A 17503-nucleotide genomic window follows, 5' to 3' on the forward strand; every position below is an offset into this window, starting at 1 on the left:
GACCGCCGTGGCCCGGTTTGCCAGCTTCCGCGAGTTCTACCCGTTTTACCTGAGCGAACACGCCAACCGCACCTCGCGCCGACTGCATTTCGTCGGCAGCTGTGGCGTGCTGGCGTTGCTGGCCGTGGCGATCGCCATGGGCAATGCGTGGTGGGTGCTCGGCGCGCTGCTGTGCGGCTACGGCTTCGCCTGGGTCGGGCACTTCTTCTTCGAGAAGAACCGTCCGGCGACGTTCAAGCATCCGTTCTATTCGTTTGCCGGCGACTGGGTGATGTTCCGGGACATCCTGACCGGACGGATTCGCTTCTGAGCGGGGTGATGTTCAAGGAATCCCGGCCCCGTGCGTTCCGCCGTGGGCCGGCGCTACGCCCTCGACGCTCGGGATGGCCGAAGACGCGGGGCCAACGGATCGATCGAGCGTCGGGGGCGTAGTCCCGACCTACGCACGTCCTTGAAAGGGCGATGCCCCGGTCCGGGACCTGTCGCTTTGCCGGAGTGGGTCGCTCTTCACGCGATTTCCACCGCCGAACCGGCAGCCTTCACAAACCTGAAGACACTACCCCGACTCATCAACCTTGCTGGAGCAGGCATGCGTGGATCAACGGAACCGGGCGGGCTCGTCCTCATCGTCGAGGACAACCGCAACATCTCGGAAATGGTGGGCGAATACCTCGAAGGCCGCGGCTTCGAGGTCGATTACGCCTCCGACGGCCTCGACGGCTACCGGCTGGCGGCCGAGAACACCTACGACGTGATCGTCCTCGACCTGATGCTGCCGCGGCTGGACGGCATCGAGGTCTGCAAGCGCCTGCGCGAGGAAGCGCGCAAGTCGACGCCGGTGCTGATGCTGACCGCGCGCGACACGCTCGACGAAAAGCTCACCGGCCTGGGCGCCGGCGCCGACGACTACCTGACCAAGCCGTTCGCGATCCAGGAGCTCGAAGCGCGCCTGCGCGCGCTGATCCGCCGCGAACGCCGCCAGGTCGGCTCGGAGGTGCTCAAGGTCGCCGACCTGGTGCTCGATCCCGCCTCGCTGCGCGCCACCCGCGGCGGCACCGAGCTGCAGCTCTCGCCGATCGGCCTGAAGCTGCTGACCATCCTGATGCGCGAATCGCCGCGCGTGGTCAACCGGCAGGAGATCGAGCGCGAGATCTGGGGCAACAGCCTGCCCGACTCGGACACCCTGCGCAGCCATCTGTACAACCTGCGCAAGACCATCGACAAGCCGTACGACAAGCCCCTGCTGCACACCGTGCAGAGCGCCGGCTACCGTATCGCCGACATCGAACAGCCGCCGACCTGACGTCTGCGCGCTCGTCGCCATGTCGCAGGGCCTGCCGCGCAAGCTTCGATACGCTTTCATCCTGCAGATGGTGCTGGCCGGCGCGTCGGTGATCGTCGGCGCGCTGGTGGCCGGCAGCATCGTCAAGGACGTGCTCACCGACCAGCAGCTGCGCAGCGAAGCCGGGGAGTTCTGGAGCGGGCGCGCGCGCGATGCGGACTATCCGCTGCCGCGCTCGTCGACCATGCGCGGCTATTTCGCCAGCGACCAGCAACCGTCAGCCGGGGTGCCCGACGAACTGCGCCGGTTCGGGATCGGCATCTCGGAGCTGCCCGGTGGCAACCGCAAGCTGATCATCGAAGAGCGCCCGCAGGGACGGCTGTACCTGGTGATGTCGTTCGAACTGCTCGATACCGTCATCCGGCGCGCGGAGCTGGTGTCGCTCCTGCTGGCGCTGGTCGCGATCTACCTGACCACCTGGTTGACCTACCGGGCGTCGAAGCGCCTGGTGACGCCGGTCAGCTGGCTGGCCGAGCAGGTCGCGCGGTGGGATCCGAGCAACCCGGACGTGCAGTCCATCGCGCCCGAGCGCATGCCGGGTGAAAGTGGCGGCGAGGTCCGCCAGCTGACCGGCGCGCTGCGCAACCTGACCCGGCGCACCCACGACCTGGTCGCGCGCGAGCGCGACTTCACCCGTGACGCCAGCCACGAACTGCGCACGCCGCTGACGGTGATCCGGGTGGCTACCGACATGATGCTGGCCGATCCGGAGATCCCGCAGCGGACGCATCGCACCCTGGTGCGGATGCAGCACGCCGGCCGCGACATGGAGGCGATCATCGACGCGTTCCTGATCCTTGCCCGCGAGAACGAGCATGCACCGCTGACCGAGGATTTCGACGTCGCGTCCCTGGTCGAGGAGGAGGTCGAGAAGGTGCGGCCGCTGCTCGCCGGCAAGCCGGTGGAGCTGGAGCTGGACATCGTGGCCAGGCCGCACCTGCACGCCTCGCCGCGGGTGCTGTCGGTGATGCTCGGCCAACTGCTGGACAACGCCTGCGTGTTCACCGAGCGCGGGCGCGTCGAGGTGCGGCTGGAGGCCACCCGGATCGTCGTGGCCGACACCGGCATCGGCATGGCGCCCGAGGTGCTGCGCAAGGCCTGGGCTCCGTTCTACCGTGCCGACAGGGTCAGCCCGACCGGCAAGGGCATGGGGCTGTCGATCGTGCGCCGGCTGGGCGAACGGTTCCGCTGGCCGGTGACGCTGGACAGCAGGTCGGGAGCCGGCACGGTGGCGTCGATCGAGTTCGCGCGCGACGTCATCGCCGCGGATTCCTGAGCCCCGGCGGAACCTGCGCGCAGGCGACGCCGGTGGCTGTCAACGCATCACCCCCGGGCGCGTTGATTCGCGTCGACACCCACCGCCTCGACCCGAACGCATGAGCAGCCCACGAAACAAGCGCACCTCCTCCCGCACGACGCGCCGCCTGCTGGCCGGCGGCGTCGTGGTCGCACTGGCGGTGCTTGCAGCGTGGTACTGGAAGTCGCACACGGCCACGTCCGACGAAAGCGCCTGGCGCACCACGACGGTCGAACGCGGCGACATCCGCGTCGCCATTTCGGCGACCGGCACGCTCAGCGCGATCTCCACCGTCACCATCGGCAGCCAGGTGTCGGGCCAGGTCACCGATGTGCTGGTGGACTTCAACGACAAGGTCGTCAAGGACCAGGTCATCGCGCGCATCGACCCGAGCACGTACGAGGCCCAGATCAACCAGGGCAACGCCCAGGTCGCCAGCGCCCGGGCGTCGCTGGAACAGGCGCAGGCGACGCTGGCCAATGCCGAAGCCGACTACCGTCGCAAGGCGGAACTCGGCGCGCAGCAGCTGGTGGCAAGAAGCGACATCGACCTCGCCCGCGCCGCGCGCGACCAGGCCCGCGCGCAGGTCAACGCGGCGCAGGCGCAGATCCGCCAGCAGAGCGCTTCGACGGAAACGACCCGCATCAACCTCGGCCGCACCGTGATCCGCTCGCCGGTGGACGGCGTCGTCCTCACCCGCACCATCGAACCCGGCCAGACCGTCGCCGCCAGCCTGCAGGCGCCGGAGCTGTTCACCATCGCCGAGGACCTGTCGAAGATGAAGATCGAGCTGGCCGTCGACGAATCCGACATCGGCCAGGTACGGGCCGGGCAGTCGGTGTCGTTCACTGCCGACGCCTTCCCCGACCGCCAGTTCGGCGGCGTGGTCGACCAGGTGCGGCTGTCGGCGACGACCACCAGCAACGTCGTCACCTATCCGGTCGTGGTAACCGTCGACAACGCCGACGGCACCCTGCTGCCCGGCCTGACGGTCAATGCCGAGATCGAGGTCAGCAAGCGCGACGACGTGCTCAAGGTGGCCAACGCGGCGCTGCGCTACAAGCCCTCCAGCGATGACGCCGGCGGCCCGGCGCCGCGCACGCGCGGCGGTGGCGCGATGATCGACGATCTCGCCCGCACTGCCGCGTCGCTGAAGCTGGACGCGACCCAGCAGGCCGCGTTCGACGCCGCGGTCGAGGCGATCAGGCAGCGCCAGGCCGCGCGGCAGGTCGCGCCGCAGCCCGATGGCAACAGCCTGTTCGGCGGCCGTGGCCGCGGTCCGCGGTCGACCGGGGGCGCAAGCGGCGCGCTGCAGGCGCAGATTCGCCAACGCGTGCTGGAGCGCTACCAGCAGGATTTCGCCGCGCTTCGTGCCGCGCTCGACGACGGCCAGCGCCAGCAGTGGGATGCCGCGGTGTCGGCGCTGGTCGGCGCGCGCCGGGCGCCGCTGTACAAGCTGGTCGACGGCCAGCCGCAGGCGGTGATGGTGCGCATCGGTGCCGGTGACGGAACGAGCACCGAAGTCTCCGGCGACATCGAGGCCGGCGACCTGGTGGTCACCGGCGAGCGCGCGCGGCAATGAACGCAGGCACCGGCCAGGCGGCGGTGATCGAGACGCGTGGCCTGGGCAAGGTCTATTCGCCCGGCACGCAGGCCGAGGTGGTTGCGCTCAAGGGCGCGGACCTGCGCATCGGGCGTGGCGATTTCGTCGCCATCATGGGGCCGTCGGGCTCGGGCAAGTCGACGCTGATGAACCTGATCGGCTGCCTGGACACCGCCAGCAGCGGCAGCTACGAGTGCGACGGCGTCGACGTGTCCACGCTCGACGCCGAAGAGTTGGCCGCCCTGCGCCGCGACAAGATCGGCTTCGTGTTCCAGGGCTTCAACCTGTTGCCGCGGATGACCGCACTCGACAACGTGGCGATGCCGCTGGGCTACGCGCGCGTACCGGTCGCCGAGCGCCACGAGCGCGCACGCCAGGCGCTGGCCGCCGTTGGCCTGACCGAACGCGCCGGGCACCTGCCCAGCGAGCTGTCCGGCGGCCAGCAGCAGCGTGTGGCAATCGCCCGCGCGCTGATCAACCAGCCGCCGATCCTGCTGGCCGACGAGCCCACCGGTGCGCTCGACAGCAAGACAGGCGAGGAGATCCTCGGCTTGTTCAAGCGCCTGCGCGACGCCGACCACACGGTCGTCCTGATCACCCACGACGCCGAAGTCGCCGCGCACGCCGACCGCACGTACGTGATGCATGACGGCGAATTGCACGAGCAGGAGGGACCATGACCTTCCTCGACATCCTGCGTACCGCCATCCACGCCCTGCGTGGCAACTGGATGCGCAGCGCGCTGACATCGCTGGGCGTGATCATCGGCATCGCCGCGGTGATCGTGATGGTCTCGGTCGGGCAGGGCACGCAGCGCGAGATCGACAGCCTGGTCTCGGGCCTGGGGTCGCAGCGCCTGGACATCTCGCCGGGTTCGCGCCGCGGCCCCGGCGGGGCGCGCCAGAGTGCGAGCAGCTTCTTCACCCTGGGCGAAGGCGACGTCGACGCGATCCGCGGCGAGATCCCGGAAGTGCAGTACGTCGCCGGCGCGCTGCGCGGCGGCACCCAGGTGGTGTTCGCCGAGAACAACGCGGCGACCAACTGGCAGGGCGTGCAGCCGGACTGGTTCGCGATCAACGACTGGGAGATCGGCGAGGGCGCCGGCTTCGATGCACAGGACTACAGCAGCGCCGCCAAGCACGTGATCATCGGCGAGACCGTGCGCCGGCTGCTGTTCGGCGAGGACAGCGGGGTCGGCCAGACCATCCGCCTGGGGCGGGTGCCGTTCACGGTGGTCGGCACGCTGGCGCCGAAGGGGCAGGGCGGCTTCGGCCAGGACCAGGACGACATCGTGATGGTGCCGCTGGAAACCGGGCGCCGCCGCCTGCTCGGGATGATGGGCATGCCACCTGATGCGGTGATGCAGATCGCGCTGACCGTGGCCAACGCCGACGACCTGGATTACGTGCAGGGCGAGGTCGAGGCGCTGTTGCGCCAGCGCCACAAGATCAGGCCGGGCGACGACGACGATTTCCGCGTGCGCAACATCAGCGAGATCGTGGCCACCCGTACCGCCACCACCAACCTGATGTCCAAGCTGCTGGGCGCCGTGGCGACGATCTGCCTGATCATCGGCGGCATCGGCATCATGAACATCATGCTGGTCTCGGTGACCGAGCGGATCCGCGAGATCGGTCTGCGCATGGCGGTGGGCGCCGGGCCGTCCGACGTGCGCCGGCAGTTCCTTGCCGAGGCGATGCTGATCTCGCTGATCGGCGGCGTGATCGGCATCGGCATTGGCGTGGTCGGCGCGCTCCTGGTCGGGAAGTTCAGCGAACTGCCGGTGGCGCTGAACGGACAGGTGGTCGCGCTGGCGGCGGTGTTCTCGATCAGCACCGGCCTGTTCTTCGGCTACTACCCGGCGCGCAAGGCCTCGCAGCTCGACCCGATCGAAGCGCTGCGCCAGCAGTAGGGCCGGGCTACGCCCCCGACGCTTGCGCATTCTGAAGGAGCGACGGAAGCCGCGATGGCTTTACCGCGTGGCGATGTCTCGTGGCGCGGTGTCGGGGGCGTAGCCCCGACCTACGGATCGCTTATTCTTCAGTGATGGAAAGAAAGACGCATTCCCGTCCCACTGCGCTGGTCATCCACGGCGGCGCCGGCGTGATCGAACGCGACCAGCTCGGTGCCGACGACGAGCGCGACATCCGCGCCGGACTCGACGCCGCGCTCGACGCAGGCCATGCCGTGCTCGCCAGCGGCGGCAGCGCGCTGGATGCGGTCGAGGCCGCGGCACGGGCGCTGGAGGACTCGCCGCGCTTCAACGCCGGGCACGGCGCGGTCTTCGATGCCGAAGGCCGGCACGAGCTCGACGCCTCGGTGATGGAAGGCCACACCCGCCGCGCCGGCGCCGTGGCCGGCGTGACCACGATCCGGAATCCCGTCTCGCTGGCGCGCGCGGTGATGGAGCACTCGCCGCACGTGATGCTGATCGGCGCAGGCGCGGAAGCCTTCGCCGACACGCGCGCAGATATCGAGCGCGTGCCGAACGCGTATTTCGACACCCCGCATCGCCGCCGCGAACTCGAGCAGGCGCAGGCGCGCGAACGCGCCGACGCCGGCAACGCGGGCGATCTCAAGGGCAAGTACTTCGGCACCATCGGCGCGGTGGCGTTGGATGCGCAAGGCCGAATCGCCACGGCTACCTCCACCGGCGGCATGACCAACAAGCGCTGGGGTCGCGTCGGCGACACGCCGCTGGTCGGCGCCGGCACCTGGGCGGACGAGCGCTGCGGCGTGTCCGGCACCGGCTGGGGCGAGTTCTTCATCCGCTGCGCCGTGGCCCACGACATCGCCGCGCGCGTGGAATACCGCGGCGACACGCTGCAGGATGCGATCGATGACGTGATCCTTCGCGCAGTGCCGACGCTGGGCGGCGACGGCGGCGCGATCGCGCTCGACCGCGCCGGCAACGTCGTGATGTCGTTCAACACCTCGGGGATGTACCGCGGCTGGATCCGCCCCGACGGCACCCGCGGCACCGCGATCTTCCGCGAGTAGGTCGGGGCTACGCCCCCGACACCCCGCGAACCCGACCGTAGGCCACCGCGGGCGTCGGGGGCGTAGCCTCGATCTACGGCCACGTGGCGCGCGCACCCCCGATGCGAAGTCAGCGCAGATACGGCGCCACGATCCCGCGCCACAGCTCGTAGCCGCGGGCATTCATGTGCAGGTTGTCGTCGCCGAACAGTTCGGCGCGCGGCCGGCCTTCGGCATCGAGCATGGGCGTGGCGACGTCGATGAAGTCGACGTCCTCCATCTGCGCCGCCTCGACCTTGACCAGCGAGTTGGCCCGCTGCTGCGCCGGCAGCTGGTCGATGCGCGCGGGGCTGGGCTTGATCGACAGGTACGCGATCGGCACTTCGGGCAGGTCGCGGCGGATGCGTGCAACGAAGGCGCGGAAATCGTCGCGCACCTGTTCGGGCGTACGCCCGGCGTCGATGTCGTTGTCGCCCGCGTACAGCACGATGCGGCGCGGCTGGTAGCGCACCGCGACCTGATCGGCGTACCAGATCGCGTCGCGCAGCTGCGAGCCGCCGAAACCGCGGTTCAGCACCGGCTGCCGCGGGAAATCGGCCGCCAGGGTCGCCCACATCCGCACCGAGGAGCTGCCGGTGAACACGACCGGGTGCGCCGGCGGCGGCTGGTCGGCGTCCTGTGCGGCGAAACGGGCCATGTCGGTGGCCCATTGCGGCGACGAAACCGGGTCCAGCGCCGCGGTCACGTCTGCAGGCGCCGCGGCGGCCTGGCCGGTGGGGCCCGGGCTCGTGCAGCCCGTCAGCAGGGCTGAGAGCAGGAGAAGGGCCAGGCGGGCGGATCGCATGGGTTTTCCTCGGGACGGGGCAGTTCAGTGGAGCAATGCCCCGGCCCGATTGCAAATCGCGCCATCGGGGCGGTCAAGGCCGTTTGTCACGGTTCGTATGGCAAAATTGCGGGATTCCGGCCCGCGCGGCCGCGGCAGCCATCGTCATTCATGCAGTTGATCCCCGTACCCGCCCCAGCCGGCCGACGTCCCGTCGCAACGTGCCGGTGGCCGCGCATCGTTGGCGGGTGCTGAGGTGGCGGACGAAGTCGGCCATCTTCCGCGCGGTCCGGCGCGGATCCTCAAGGCCACGGTCTGGTCCATGCAGGGCCTGCGCGCGGCCTGGCTGCACGAGTCGTCGTTCCGGCTCGAGGTCTACCTGTTCGTGCTGCTCGCGCCGTTGGCCCTGTGGCTCGGCGACAGCGGCGTCGAACGCGCACTGATGATCGGCTCGATGCTGCTGGTGCTGGGCGTGGAACTGCTGAACTCCGCGGTCGAGGCGGTGATCGAGCGCTACGGCCCCGAGCACCACGAACTGGCCGGGCGCGCCAAGGACATGGGCTCGGCCGCGGTGTTCGTGATGATGATGAACGTGCTGCTGTGCTGGGGGCTGATCCTGGCGCCGCGCTGGACGTGACGCCACCGGACCCGCGCGCCTTGCAGGAAATATTCGTACCACCGTTGAAGGAATTCGATTGATGAGTTGGGAATTGCTGGCCGATCCGCAGGTGTGGATCCTGCTGTTGACGTTGAGTTCGATCGAGATCGTGCTGGGCATCGACAACCTGGTGTTCATTTCGATCGCGGTCAGCCGGCTGCCGCCGCAGCAGCGCGAACGGGCGCGCAAGTTCGGCATCGCGGTGGCCTGCCTGACCCGCATCGCGCTGCTGCTCACGCTGGCCTACCTGGCGCACATGAAGCAGGACCTGTTCACCGTCTTCGGCCACGGCGTTTCGGTGCGCGACCTGGTGCTGATCCTCGGTGGCGTGTTCCTGCTGGTGAAGGGCACGATGGAGATCCGCGACCTGGTCGCCGGCGAAGACGAGTCGGAGGACATCCACACCAAGCCGGTGGCGACCTTCGGCGCGGTGATCGCGCAGATCGCGGTCATCGACATCGTGTTCTCGCTCGACTCGGTGATCGCCGCGGTCGGCATGGCCGACCAGTACGTGCCGGTGATGGTCGCCGCGATCCTGCTGGCGGTGGCGGTGATGCTGCTGGCCGCGCGCCCGCTGGGCCACTTCATCGACAACAACCCGACGATCAAGATGCTGGCGCTGGCCTTCATCGTGCTGATCGGCGCCTACCTGCTCGTCGACGGCCTCGGCCTGCACATGCCCAAGGGCTACATCTACGGCGCGATGGGCTTCTCGGCCGCGGTGGAATCGCTGAACCTGTGGGCCAAGCGCCGCGCGCGGCTGCGCGGCGAGCAGGCCTGAGCAGGCATTGCGCTGCCCGCCCCGGAGTGCTGCAATGCCGGCGTCCTTCCACGGAGCCGGGCCATGCGATTGATCCTGTTGATGGTGCTTGCCGCGCTGCTCAGCGGCTGCGGCTACAACCAGATCCAGCAGAAGGACGAGGCGGTCAAGGCCGGCTGGTCCGAGGTGCTCAACCAGTACAAGCGCCGCGCCGACCTGATCCCCAACCTGGTCAACACGGTCAAGGGCTACTCGTCGCACGAGCAGCAGGTGCTGACCCAGGTGACCGAAGCGCGCGCCAGGGTCGGCCAGGTCAACGTCAACGCCGACGACCCGGCCTCGCTGGCCTCGTTCCAGCAGGCGCAGGGCGAGCTGTCGAGCGCGCTGCAGCGGCTGATGGTGGTGGTGGAGAACTACCCCAACCTCAAGGCCGACCAGGCGTTCCTCGACCTGCAGACCCAGCTCGAGGGCACCGAGAACCGGATCACCGTGGCGCGTGGCCGCTACATCCAGGTGGTGCAGGACTACAACACCTATATCCGCTCGTTCCCTCAGAACCTGGTCGCGATGGTGTTCGGCTACAAGCCCAAGCCGAACTTCACGGTCGAGGACGAGCGCGCGATCCAGCAGGCGCCCACGGTCGACTTCGGACAGGCGCCGGCAGCACCGCAGCAACAGCCGCCGCCGCAGCCGGCCAATTGAACCGGCACGGGCCGGGATGATGCTGCCACGGCCGGGTCCGGCCAGCGGGCTGCTGCTGGCATTGGCGCTGGTGGCCATGCCATGGCCGCAGGCGCGCGCGCAGCAGCTTGCGGCGATCCCGCCGCTGGACTCGCCGGTGGTCGATACCACCGGCACGCTGGAGCCTGCGCAGAAGCAGCAGCTCGAACAGCAGGCGCTTGCGCTGCAGCAACGCAAGGGCAGCCAGCTGCAGGTGCTGATGGTGCCGAGCACGCAGCCCGAGTCGATCGAGCAATACACGCAGCGAGTGTTCGACCAGTGGAAGCTCGGCCGCCAGGGCGTCGACGACGCGGTGTTGCTGGTGGTGGCCAAGGATGACCGCCGCGTGCGCATCCAGCCCGGCTACGGCCTGGAGGGCGCGATCCCCGACATCACCGCCGGCCGCATCATCCAGGAATACATGGCGCCGAAGTTCCGCGCCGGCGACTACGGCGGCGGCATCGTCGACGCGACCGCGGTGCTGGTGCAACTTGTCGACGGGGAGCCGCTGCCCGAGCCGATCGCCGACAACCGCGGCAGCGGCGAGGGCGATGGCGGCGGCTGGCTGTTCGCGCTGTTCGCCGCCTTCATCGCCGCCAGCTTCATGCGCGGCGTGGCCGGGCGCACGCCGGCCGGGGTGCGTGGAGTGCTCACCGGCGGTGCCGCCGGCGGCGTGGCGTGGCTGATGTCGTCGCTGCTCGCGCTGGGCGCGATGGCGGCGCTGCTCGGATTTTTCTACGGCCTGCTCAGGCTGCCGTCCGGGCGCTACGCGCGCCACGGCGGCTGGGGCGGCTTCGGCGGGGGCGGGGGCTGGGGCGGCGGTGGTTTCGGTGGTGGTGGGTGGGGCGGCGGATCGGGTGGCGGCTTCGGCGGCGGAGGCGGGTGGTCGGGCGGCGGCGGCATGAGCGGGGGCGGTGGCGCCTCGGGGAGCTGGTGATGGCCAACCGTTTCACTCGGCTGCTGCGTCATCTGTTCGCCGGCCCGGCGGCCGGGATGTATCCCGAAGCCGGGCTGCAGCGCATCGCGGAGGCGGTGGCCGAGGGCGAAGCGCGGCATCGCGGCGAGATCTGCTTTGCGGTCGAGCCGGCCCTGCCGGTGTGGCAGGTGTTGCGTGGCGTGCAGGCGAGGGAACGCGCGCATGACGTTTACGGCCAGCTGCGGGTGTGGGATACGCAGGCCAACAACGGCGTGCTGGTCTATCTGCTGCTGGCCGACCACCGCATCGAGATCGTGGCCGATCGCGGCCTTGCCGGGCTGGTGAGCGAGGAACAATGGCGCGGCGCCTGCATATTGATGGAGGAGCGCCTGCGCGCGGGCGAGCCGGTCGAGGCGGTCGTGCGCGGCATCGCGTCGATCTCGGACCTGCTCGCGCTGCATTTCCCGCGCGCGCCCGGCGACACCGACGAGAACGAACTGCCTGACCCGCCGCACCTGCTTTGACGGCGGCCGGCGACGCGGACAGGACAAGCACCGGCCTGCGCGCCGCGGCACAATAGGCGCAACGAATCCGGAGCCAGGCACCCGATGCTGCAACTGAACCAGATCGATCCGATCGCCCTCCAGCTCGGGCCGCTGGCCGTGCACTGGTACGGGCTCATGTACCTGCTCGGATTCGCGGTGGCGTGGTACCTGGGCCAGCGCCGCGTGCGTGCCGGGCGCCTGCCGGGCGTGGATGCCAACGCCTTCGGCGACCTGATGTTCTACGGGCTGCTCGGCGTGATGCTGGGCGGGCGCATCGGCTACATCCTGTTCTACGACCTGTCGACGTACATCGCCGATCCTCTGCAGGTGTTCAAGATCTGGGAAGGCGGGATGAGCTTCCACGGCGGCCTGCTGGGGGTGGTGGCCGCAGCGTGGTGGTGGTCGCGCAAGCACGGGCTGCACTTTTTCGACGTCGCCGATTTCATCGCGCCGCTGGTGCCGCCGGGGCTGGGCTTCGGCCGGCTGGGCAACTACATCAACGGCGAGCTGTGGGGCAAGTTCACCGAAGGCGGCTGGGGCGTGGTGTTCCCGCAGGCGCCTGAAGTGTGGCGGCTGGGCCTGGATCCGGCGGCGCTGCGCGCGCAGTTCGAGTCCGGCGCGCTGGACGCGTTTGCGCGCCATCCATCGCAGCTTTACCAGGCCGGGCTGGAAGGCCTGGCGATGTTCTGCATCCTGTGGTGGTACTCGCGCAAGCCGCGTCCGCGCTACGCGGTGGCGGGGATGTTCGCGCTGCTGTACGGCGTGTTCCGGTTCGCGGTGGAGTTCGTGCGCCTGCCCGATGCGCAGATCGGCTATCTCGCCTTCGGCTGGCTGACGATGGGGCAGGTGTTGAGCCTGCCGCTGATCCTGATCGGCTTGGCATGGCTGTGGATGTCGCGGCGCGCGCCGACGCTGCAGCCGCAGCCGGCCCCACAGACGCAGGCGGATGCGACATGAGGCAATACCTCGACCTGCTGCGCCACGTGCTCGAACACGGTGCCGAGAAAGCCGACCGCACCGGCACCGGCACGCGCAGCGTGTTCGGCTGGCAGATGCGCTTCGACCTGGGCGAAGGCTTCCCGCTGGTCACGACCAAGAAGCTGCACCTGCGCTCGATCGTGCATGAGCTGCTGTGGTTCCTGAAGGGCGAGACCAACATCGCCTACCTCAAGGACAACAAGGTCTCGATCTGGGACGAGTGGGCCGACGCGGACGGCGAACTCGGCCCGGTGTACGGCAAGCAGTGGCGGCGCTGGGCGACCGGCGACGGCGACGAGGTCGACCAGATCCAGTGGCTGGTCGACGAGATCCGGCGCAATCCGGATTCACGGCGGCTGATCGTGTCGGCCTGGAACGTGGCCGACCTGCCGCGCATGGCGCTGATGCCCTGCCACACGATGTTCCAGTTCTACGTCGTCGACGGCAAGCTCAGCTGCCAGCTCTACCAGCGCAGCGGCGACATCTTCCTCGGCGTGCCGTTCAACATCGCCAGCTATGCGCTGCTCACGCACATGGTGGCGCAGGTCACGGGGCTGAGCGTGGGCGACTTCGTGCACACGCTCGGCGACGCGCACCTGTACTCCAACCACTACGAACAGGCGCGCGAGCAGCTGTCGCGGACACCGCGCGCGCTGCCGACGTTGAAGCTCAACCCTGAAGTACGCGACATCTTCGGGTTCAGCTACGACGACATCGCGATCGAAGGCTACGACCCGCTGCCGGCGATCAAGGCGCCGGTGGCGGTGTGAACGGCCGGGAATCGGGAATCGGGAATCGGGAATCGGAAGCCCCGCACGCGCCGCGGATCGCGCTGGTCGCGGCGGTGGACCGGAACCTGGCGATCGGCCGTGGCAACGCGATGCCGTGGCACCTGCCGGACGACTTCCGCCATTTCAAGGCGCTGACGCTGGGCAAGCCGATCCTGATGGGGCGCAAGACCGCCGAGTCGCTGGGCCGAGCGCTGCCGGGGCGCCGCAACCTGGTGCTGACGCGCGGCGGACGCGTGCCGTTCGCGGGCATGGAGGCGGTGGCGTCGATGGAGGCGGCGTTGCGCGCGGCCGAAGAGGATGGCGCGGGCGAGCTGTGCGTGATCGGCGGTGCGCAGGTGTATGCGCTGGCGCTGCCGCTGGCGACGGTGCTGCACCTGACGCTTGTCGACACGGCGGTCGAAGGCGCGGACGCGTTCTTTCCCGTGTTCGACCGGGATGCGTGGTGCGAGGTATCGCGCGAGCGGCACGCGGCGGACGGCCGGCATGCCTTCGGCTTCGAGTTCGTCGATTACCACCGGCAGGCCAAGGCGGCGCAGCCGTAGGTCGGGGCTACGTCCCCGACGGCTCTTACCCCGGTTATCGGACAACCTTCAACGGCCGTGCGATGGTTCGCGGGCCGTCGGGGGCGTAGCCCCGACCTACGACCGGCCGGGGACCTGCACCACGCGCAGTTCGTCGGTGTCCAGCTGCAGCGCGGTGAGCTTGCCGCCCCAGACCGCGCCGGTGTCGATGGCGTGCACGCCGTGGCCGATGAACAGGCCCAGTGCGCTCCAGTGGCCGCAGACGATCTTCAGGTCGCGCTCGGCGCGGCCGGGCACTTCGTACCAGGGATACAGGCCGGGTTGCTGCGTGCCGGGGGTGTTCTTCTCCTCGAACGCGATCCGCCCGCGCGGCGTGCAGTAGCGCATGCGGGTGAAGATGTTGATGATCGCGCGCTCGCGGTCCAGGCCATTGAGGCCGGGCGACCACGCCGGCCGGTCGCCGTACATCTGCTTGAACAGCTTGCGGTAGCTGCCGTTGCGCAGCCGCGACTCGACCTCGCGCGCGTGCTTCTCGGCCAGCTGCGTCGTCCACTTCGGCGCCAGGCCGGCATGGATCATCATCCAGCCCAGGTCGCGGTCGACGTGCGCCAGCGGCTGCATGCGCAGCCAGTCGAGCAGCACGTCGCGATCGGGCGCGAACAGCACGCGGCGCAGGTCGGGGTTGACCTTGCGCTGGTCCTCCTCGCGACGCTCGGCGATCGCCAGCAGCGACAGGTCGTGGTTGCCCAGCACGCTGACTGCGTTGTCACGCAGCGAGTGCACCAGGCGCAGCGTTTCCAGCGACTCGCCGCCGCGGTTGACCAGGTCGCCGCAGAACCACAGCCGGTCACGCGCCGGGTCGAAGGCGATCTTGTCGAGCAGGCGCTGCGTCGGTTCGAGGCAACCCTGCAGGTCGCCGATGGCCCAGATGCTCATGCCGCCGCCACCGTGCCGTGCCTCAATGCAGCGTCCGCGGCATCGAAAGGGTGAACGGCGGGATCGGTGCATCGAACTGCGTGCCGTCGTCGCCGACCATGTCGTAGCTGCCTTCCATGGTGCCCACCGCGGTGGCCAGCACCGCGCCGGAGGTATAGGTGAACTGTTCGCCGGGCTCGATCCGCGGCTGCTCGCCGACCACGCCCTCGCCGCGGACCTCCTCGACCCTGCCGTTGGCATCGGTGATCACCCAGTGCCGGGCGAGCAGTTGCGCCGGCAGGCGGCCGAGGTTGCGGATGCGGATCGTGTAGGCGAACACGTAGCGGTCGTCGTCGGGCTCGGATTCCTCGTCGAGGAACCGGGTCGCGATCTGGATTTCGAGGGTGTAGTCCGCTGTTTCGTCCATGGCGACAGTGTAAGGGGTCGCGGTGAATACATGGACTACGGCGGGCGTGGGTGCGCGTCAGCTTTCGGCTTCCGGCGCCACCACGTTTGCCAGGCGCACGAAATCGCCCACTTCCAGCTGTTCGGCGCGGGCCTGCGGGTCGACGCCGGCGGCGCGCATGGCGCCTTCGTCGCAAACCGCCCGCAGCGCATTGCGCAGGGTCTTGCGGCGCTGGCCGAAGGCGGCGCGGACGATGTCGGCGAAGCGCCGGCGGTCGTCGATGCCGATCCGCGCGGTGTCGCGCGGGACCAGCCGCATCACCGCCGAATCCACCTTCGGCGGCGGCCGGAACGCGCCCGGGCCGACGGTGAACAGCGAGGTGACCTCGCAGAAGGCCTGCAGCATCACGCTCAGGCGGCCATAGACCTTGCTGCCGGGGCCGGCGGCCGCGCGCTCGACGACCTCCTTCTGCAGCATGAAATGCATGTCGTGCACCGCGGCCGCATGATCGAGGGCATGGAACAGGATCGGCGACGACAGGTTGTAGGGCAGGTTGCCGACCAGGCGGATCGGCGTGCCGGCGGCGAGCGCGGTGAAGTCGACGTCGAGCACGTTGGCATGGACCAGGGTGAGTTCGCCGTGCGCGCGCGCGGCGGCGGCGAGCGGCTGCAGCAGGTCGCGGTCGAATTCGATTGCCGTGAGCGCGCCGTGGTGGTCGAGCAACGGGAAGGTCATCGCGCCCTGGCCGGGGCCGATCTCGACCAGCCGGTCGCCCGGCTTCGGGTCGACGGCATGGATGATCCGGTCGACCACGCCACGCTCGTGCAGGAAGTGCTGGCCGAGGGATTTCTTCGGTGGCGCGTGGAAGCTGTCGCCTGCGTGCCGGCTCATGCGCGGGTGCTCACAGCAGCTTCGTGCCGAGCGGCACGTCGCGGTCCGGCACGCACAGGGCGACGTTGCCGTCGACGTCGTGGAAGCCGGTGACCAGGCATTCGGACATCAGCGGCCCGATCTGCTTGTCCGGGAAATTGACCACGGCCACGACCAGCCGGCCGACCAGCTCCTCCGGCCGGTAGTGCGCGGTGACCTGCGCGCTGGACTTGCGCATGCCGATGCCGGGGCCGAAGTCGACCCGCAGGATGTAGGCCGGCTTGCGCGCTTCGGGAAACGGTTCGGCGGACAGCACGCGGCCGACGCGCAGTTCGACCTTGGTGAAGTCGTCCCAGTGGATTTGCTGCATGTCGGGTACCGGCTTCATGGGGTGATTCCACGGTGTGCGCCCTGGCGTTGCCGCGCCAGTTGCGTGCAGGTGTCGATGGCGGCCAGCAGGCTCGACGGATCGGCGGTGCCCTTGCCGGCCAGGTCCAGCGCGGTGCCGTGGTCAACCGCGACGCGCGGGTAGGGCAGGCCGAGGGTGAGGTTCACGGCGCGCTCGAAGCCGCTGTACTTGAGTACCGGCAGGCCCTGGTCGTGGTACATCGCCAGCACCGCGTCGAAGCCTTCCAGTTTTGCCGGCAGGAAGGCGGTGTCTGCCGGCAGCGGGCCGTTCAGTGCCATGCCTTCGCCGCGCAGGCGCTCGAGGACGGGCTCGATGACTTCGATCTCCTCGCGCCCCAGGTGCCCGGCTTCTCCGGCGTGCGGGTTGAGGCCGAGCACGGCGATCACCGGCGCGGCGATGCCGAAGTCTTCGCGCAGCGCCGCATGCGTGATGCGCAGCGTGCGTTCCAGCCCCGCGGGCGTGATCGCGTCGGCGACTTCGCGCAGCGGCAGGTGGATGGTGGCCAGCGCAACGCGCACGATGTCGTTGGCCAGCATCATCACCACCTCGCGGCCGGCATGCCGCGCCAGCAGCCCGGTGGTTCCGGTGTAGGCGATGCCGCCTGCGTTGATGCTGGCCTTGTGCACGGGGCCGGTGACCAGGCCGTCGAAGGTGCCCGCGATGCAGGCCGCGGCCGCGCCCTCGAGCGCCGAGATCACCGCCGCGGCGTTGCGGGGATCGGGCGTGCCGGGCGTCGCCGGGGCGGCGTTCGGGATGTCGATGATGCGGATCGTGCCGGGCGCGGCAACGACTGCGCCGGCATCGGCGAAGGAAACCGGCAGGCCGATGCGATCGGCGGCCTGCGACAGCGCGTCGCGGTCGCCGAACACGACGATGTCGGCATCATGGAGGCGGTGCATCGCGCGGATGCACAGTTCCGGCCCGACGCCGGCCGGTTCGCCCGGGACCAGCGCGAGCCGGGGACGCATCG

The 17503-nt window shown here is 69.6% G+C and carries 20 protein-coding genes and 1 pseudogene; 15 read left to right on the forward strand and 6 right to left on the reverse strand.

The features are described from left to right. Nucleotides 1-7 precede the first annotated feature (7 nt). The 7 genes from ACFONC_RS02310 to ACFONC_RS02340 all read left to right on the forward strand — a co-directional run bounded on the left by ACFONC_RS02310 (nucleotide 8) and on the right by ACFONC_RS02340 (nucleotide 7242). Complete coding sequence (locus ACFONC_RS02310; protein ID WP_386741995.1) at nucleotides 8-310, forward strand: Mpo1-like protein; 303 nt, start codon at nucleotides 8-10, stop codon at nucleotides 308-310. Nucleotides 311-589: 279 nt separating this feature from the next. Next, nucleotides 590-1303, forward strand: coding sequence for a response regulator transcription factor (locus ACFONC_RS02315; RefSeq protein ID WP_386741996.1), 714 nt, complete (start codon nucleotides 590-592; stop codon nucleotides 1301-1303). Between the two features lie 19 nt (nucleotides 1304-1322). Beyond that, a complete protein-coding gene (locus tag ACFONC_RS02320; protein WP_386741997.1) occupies nucleotides 1323-2618 on the forward strand; it encodes a sensor histidine kinase in 1296 nt (431 codons plus the stop codon). Between the two features lie 100 nt (nucleotides 2619-2718). Beyond that, entirely contained in the window at nucleotides 2719-4221 is a 1503-nt protein-coding gene (locus tag ACFONC_RS02325; RefSeq protein WP_386741998.1) for an efflux RND transporter periplasmic adaptor subunit, read from the forward strand. Next, a complete protein-coding gene (locus ACFONC_RS02330) occupies nucleotides 4218-4922 on the forward strand; it encodes an ABC transporter ATP-binding protein (protein ID WP_386742000.1) in 705 nt (234 codons plus the stop codon). Before ACFONC_RS02325 ends, ACFONC_RS02330 begins: the two co-directional genes overlap by 4 nt. Continuing rightward, nucleotides 4919-6154 carry an ABC transporter permease gene (locus ACFONC_RS02335; protein WP_386742001.1) on the forward strand — a complete coding sequence of 412 codons (1236 nt, stop codon included), beginning with the start codon at nucleotides 4919-4921 and terminating at the stop codon, nucleotides 6152-6154. The genes ACFONC_RS02330 and ACFONC_RS02335 overlap by 4 nt, the downstream gene beginning before the upstream one ends. A gap of 134 nt (nucleotides 6155-6288) precedes the next feature. Then, nucleotides 6289-7242 carry an isoaspartyl peptidase/L-asparaginase family protein gene (locus ACFONC_RS02340; protein ID WP_386742002.1) on the forward strand — a complete coding sequence of 318 codons (954 nt, stop codon included), beginning with the start codon at nucleotides 6289-6291 and terminating at the stop codon, nucleotides 7240-7242. Between the two features lie 109 nt (nucleotides 7243-7351). Here ACFONC_RS02340 and ACFONC_RS02345 read toward each other — a convergent pair whose 3' ends face one another. Then, nucleotides 7352-8065, reverse strand: coding sequence for an SGNH/GDSL hydrolase family protein (locus ACFONC_RS02345; protein WP_386742003.1), 714 nt, complete (start codon nucleotides 8063-8065; stop codon nucleotides 7352-7354). Nucleotides 8066-8300: 235 nt separating this feature from the next. Between ACFONC_RS02345 and ACFONC_RS02350 the strand changes: the two genes are divergently transcribed. The 8 genes from ACFONC_RS02350 to ACFONC_RS02385 all read left to right on the forward strand — a co-directional run bounded on the left by ACFONC_RS02350 (nucleotide 8301) and on the right by ACFONC_RS02385 (nucleotide 13954). After that, complete coding sequence (locus ACFONC_RS02350) at nucleotides 8301-8681, forward strand: diacylglycerol kinase (protein WP_386742004.1); 381 nt, start codon at nucleotides 8301-8303, stop codon at nucleotides 8679-8681. A gap of 61 nt (nucleotides 8682-8742) precedes the next feature. Beyond that, entirely contained in the window at nucleotides 8743-9483 is a 741-nt protein-coding gene (locus ACFONC_RS02355) for a TerC family protein (RefSeq protein WP_386742006.1), read from the forward strand. Between the two features lie 63 nt (nucleotides 9484-9546). Beyond that, a complete protein-coding gene (locus ACFONC_RS02360) occupies nucleotides 9547-10164 on the forward strand; it encodes a LemA family protein (protein ID WP_386742007.1) in 618 nt (205 codons plus the stop codon). Between the two features lie 19 nt (nucleotides 10165-10183). After that, nucleotides 10184-11119 (forward strand): TPM domain-containing protein, encoded by a 936-nt coding sequence (locus ACFONC_RS02365; RefSeq protein ID WP_386742215.1) that lies wholly within the window; start codon nucleotides 10184-10186, stop codon nucleotides 11117-11119. Further along, a complete protein-coding gene (locus ACFONC_RS02370; RefSeq protein ID WP_386742009.1) occupies nucleotides 11119-11622 on the forward strand; it encodes a TPM domain-containing protein in 504 nt (167 codons plus the stop codon). Before ACFONC_RS02365 ends, ACFONC_RS02370 begins: the two co-directional genes overlap by 1 nt. A gap of 84 nt (nucleotides 11623-11706) precedes the next feature. Further along, nucleotides 11707-12600: a prolipoprotein diacylglyceryl transferase gene (lgt, locus tag ACFONC_RS02375; protein ID WP_386742011.1), complete on the forward strand. Its 894-nt coding sequence runs from the start codon at nucleotides 11707-11709 to the stop codon at nucleotides 12598-12600. Next, on the forward strand, nucleotides 12597-13391 hold the full coding sequence (locus tag ACFONC_RS02380) for a thymidylate synthase (protein WP_386742012.1): 795 nt from the start codon (nucleotides 12597-12599) through the stop codon (nucleotides 13389-13391). Before lgt ends, ACFONC_RS02380 begins: the two co-directional genes overlap by 4 nt. 56 nt (nucleotides 13392-13447) lie before the next feature. Next, complete coding sequence (locus ACFONC_RS02385) at nucleotides 13448-13954, forward strand: dihydrofolate reductase (RefSeq protein WP_386742216.1); 507 nt, start codon at nucleotides 13448-13450, stop codon at nucleotides 13952-13954. Between the two features lie 102 nt (nucleotides 13955-14056). Here the strand turns inward: ACFONC_RS02385 and ACFONC_RS02390 are convergent. The 5 genes and pseudogenes from ACFONC_RS02390 to pdxA all read right to left on the reverse strand — a co-directional run. Further along, nucleotides 14057-14869, reverse strand: a pseudogene (locus tag ACFONC_RS02390) (symmetrical bis(5'-nucleosyl)-tetraphosphatase); the annotation flags it as partial. A 22-nt stretch (nucleotides 14870-14891) separates the two neighbouring features. Then, a complete protein-coding gene (apaG, locus tag ACFONC_RS02395; RefSeq protein WP_386742013.1) occupies nucleotides 14892-15275 on the reverse strand; it encodes a Co2+/Mg2+ efflux protein ApaG in 384 nt (127 codons plus the stop codon). 57 nt (nucleotides 15276-15332) lie between these two features. Beyond that, nucleotides 15333-16145: a 16S rRNA (adenine(1518)-N(6)/adenine(1519)-N(6))-dimethyltransferase RsmA gene (gene rsmA, locus ACFONC_RS02400; protein ID WP_386742014.1), complete on the reverse strand. Its 813-nt coding sequence runs from the start codon at nucleotides 16143-16145 to the stop codon at nucleotides 15333-15335. 10 nt (nucleotides 16146-16155) lie between these two features. Beyond that, nucleotides 16156-16512, reverse strand: coding sequence for a tRNA-binding protein (locus tag ACFONC_RS02405; protein ID WP_449284274.1), 357 nt, complete (start codon nucleotides 16510-16512; stop codon nucleotides 16156-16158). Beyond that, complete coding sequence (gene pdxA / locus ACFONC_RS02410) at nucleotides 16509-17501, reverse strand: 4-hydroxythreonine-4-phosphate dehydrogenase PdxA (RefSeq protein WP_386742015.1); 993 nt, start codon at nucleotides 17499-17501, stop codon at nucleotides 16509-16511. Before pdxA ends, ACFONC_RS02405 begins: the two co-directional genes overlap by 4 nt. Nucleotides 17502-17503: the final 2 nt, after the last annotated feature.

It is taken from the genome of Luteimonas soli (assembly GCF_042648865.1).
GTDB lineage: Bacteria > Pseudomonadota > Gammaproteobacteria > Xanthomonadales > Xanthomonadaceae > Luteimonas > Luteimonas soli.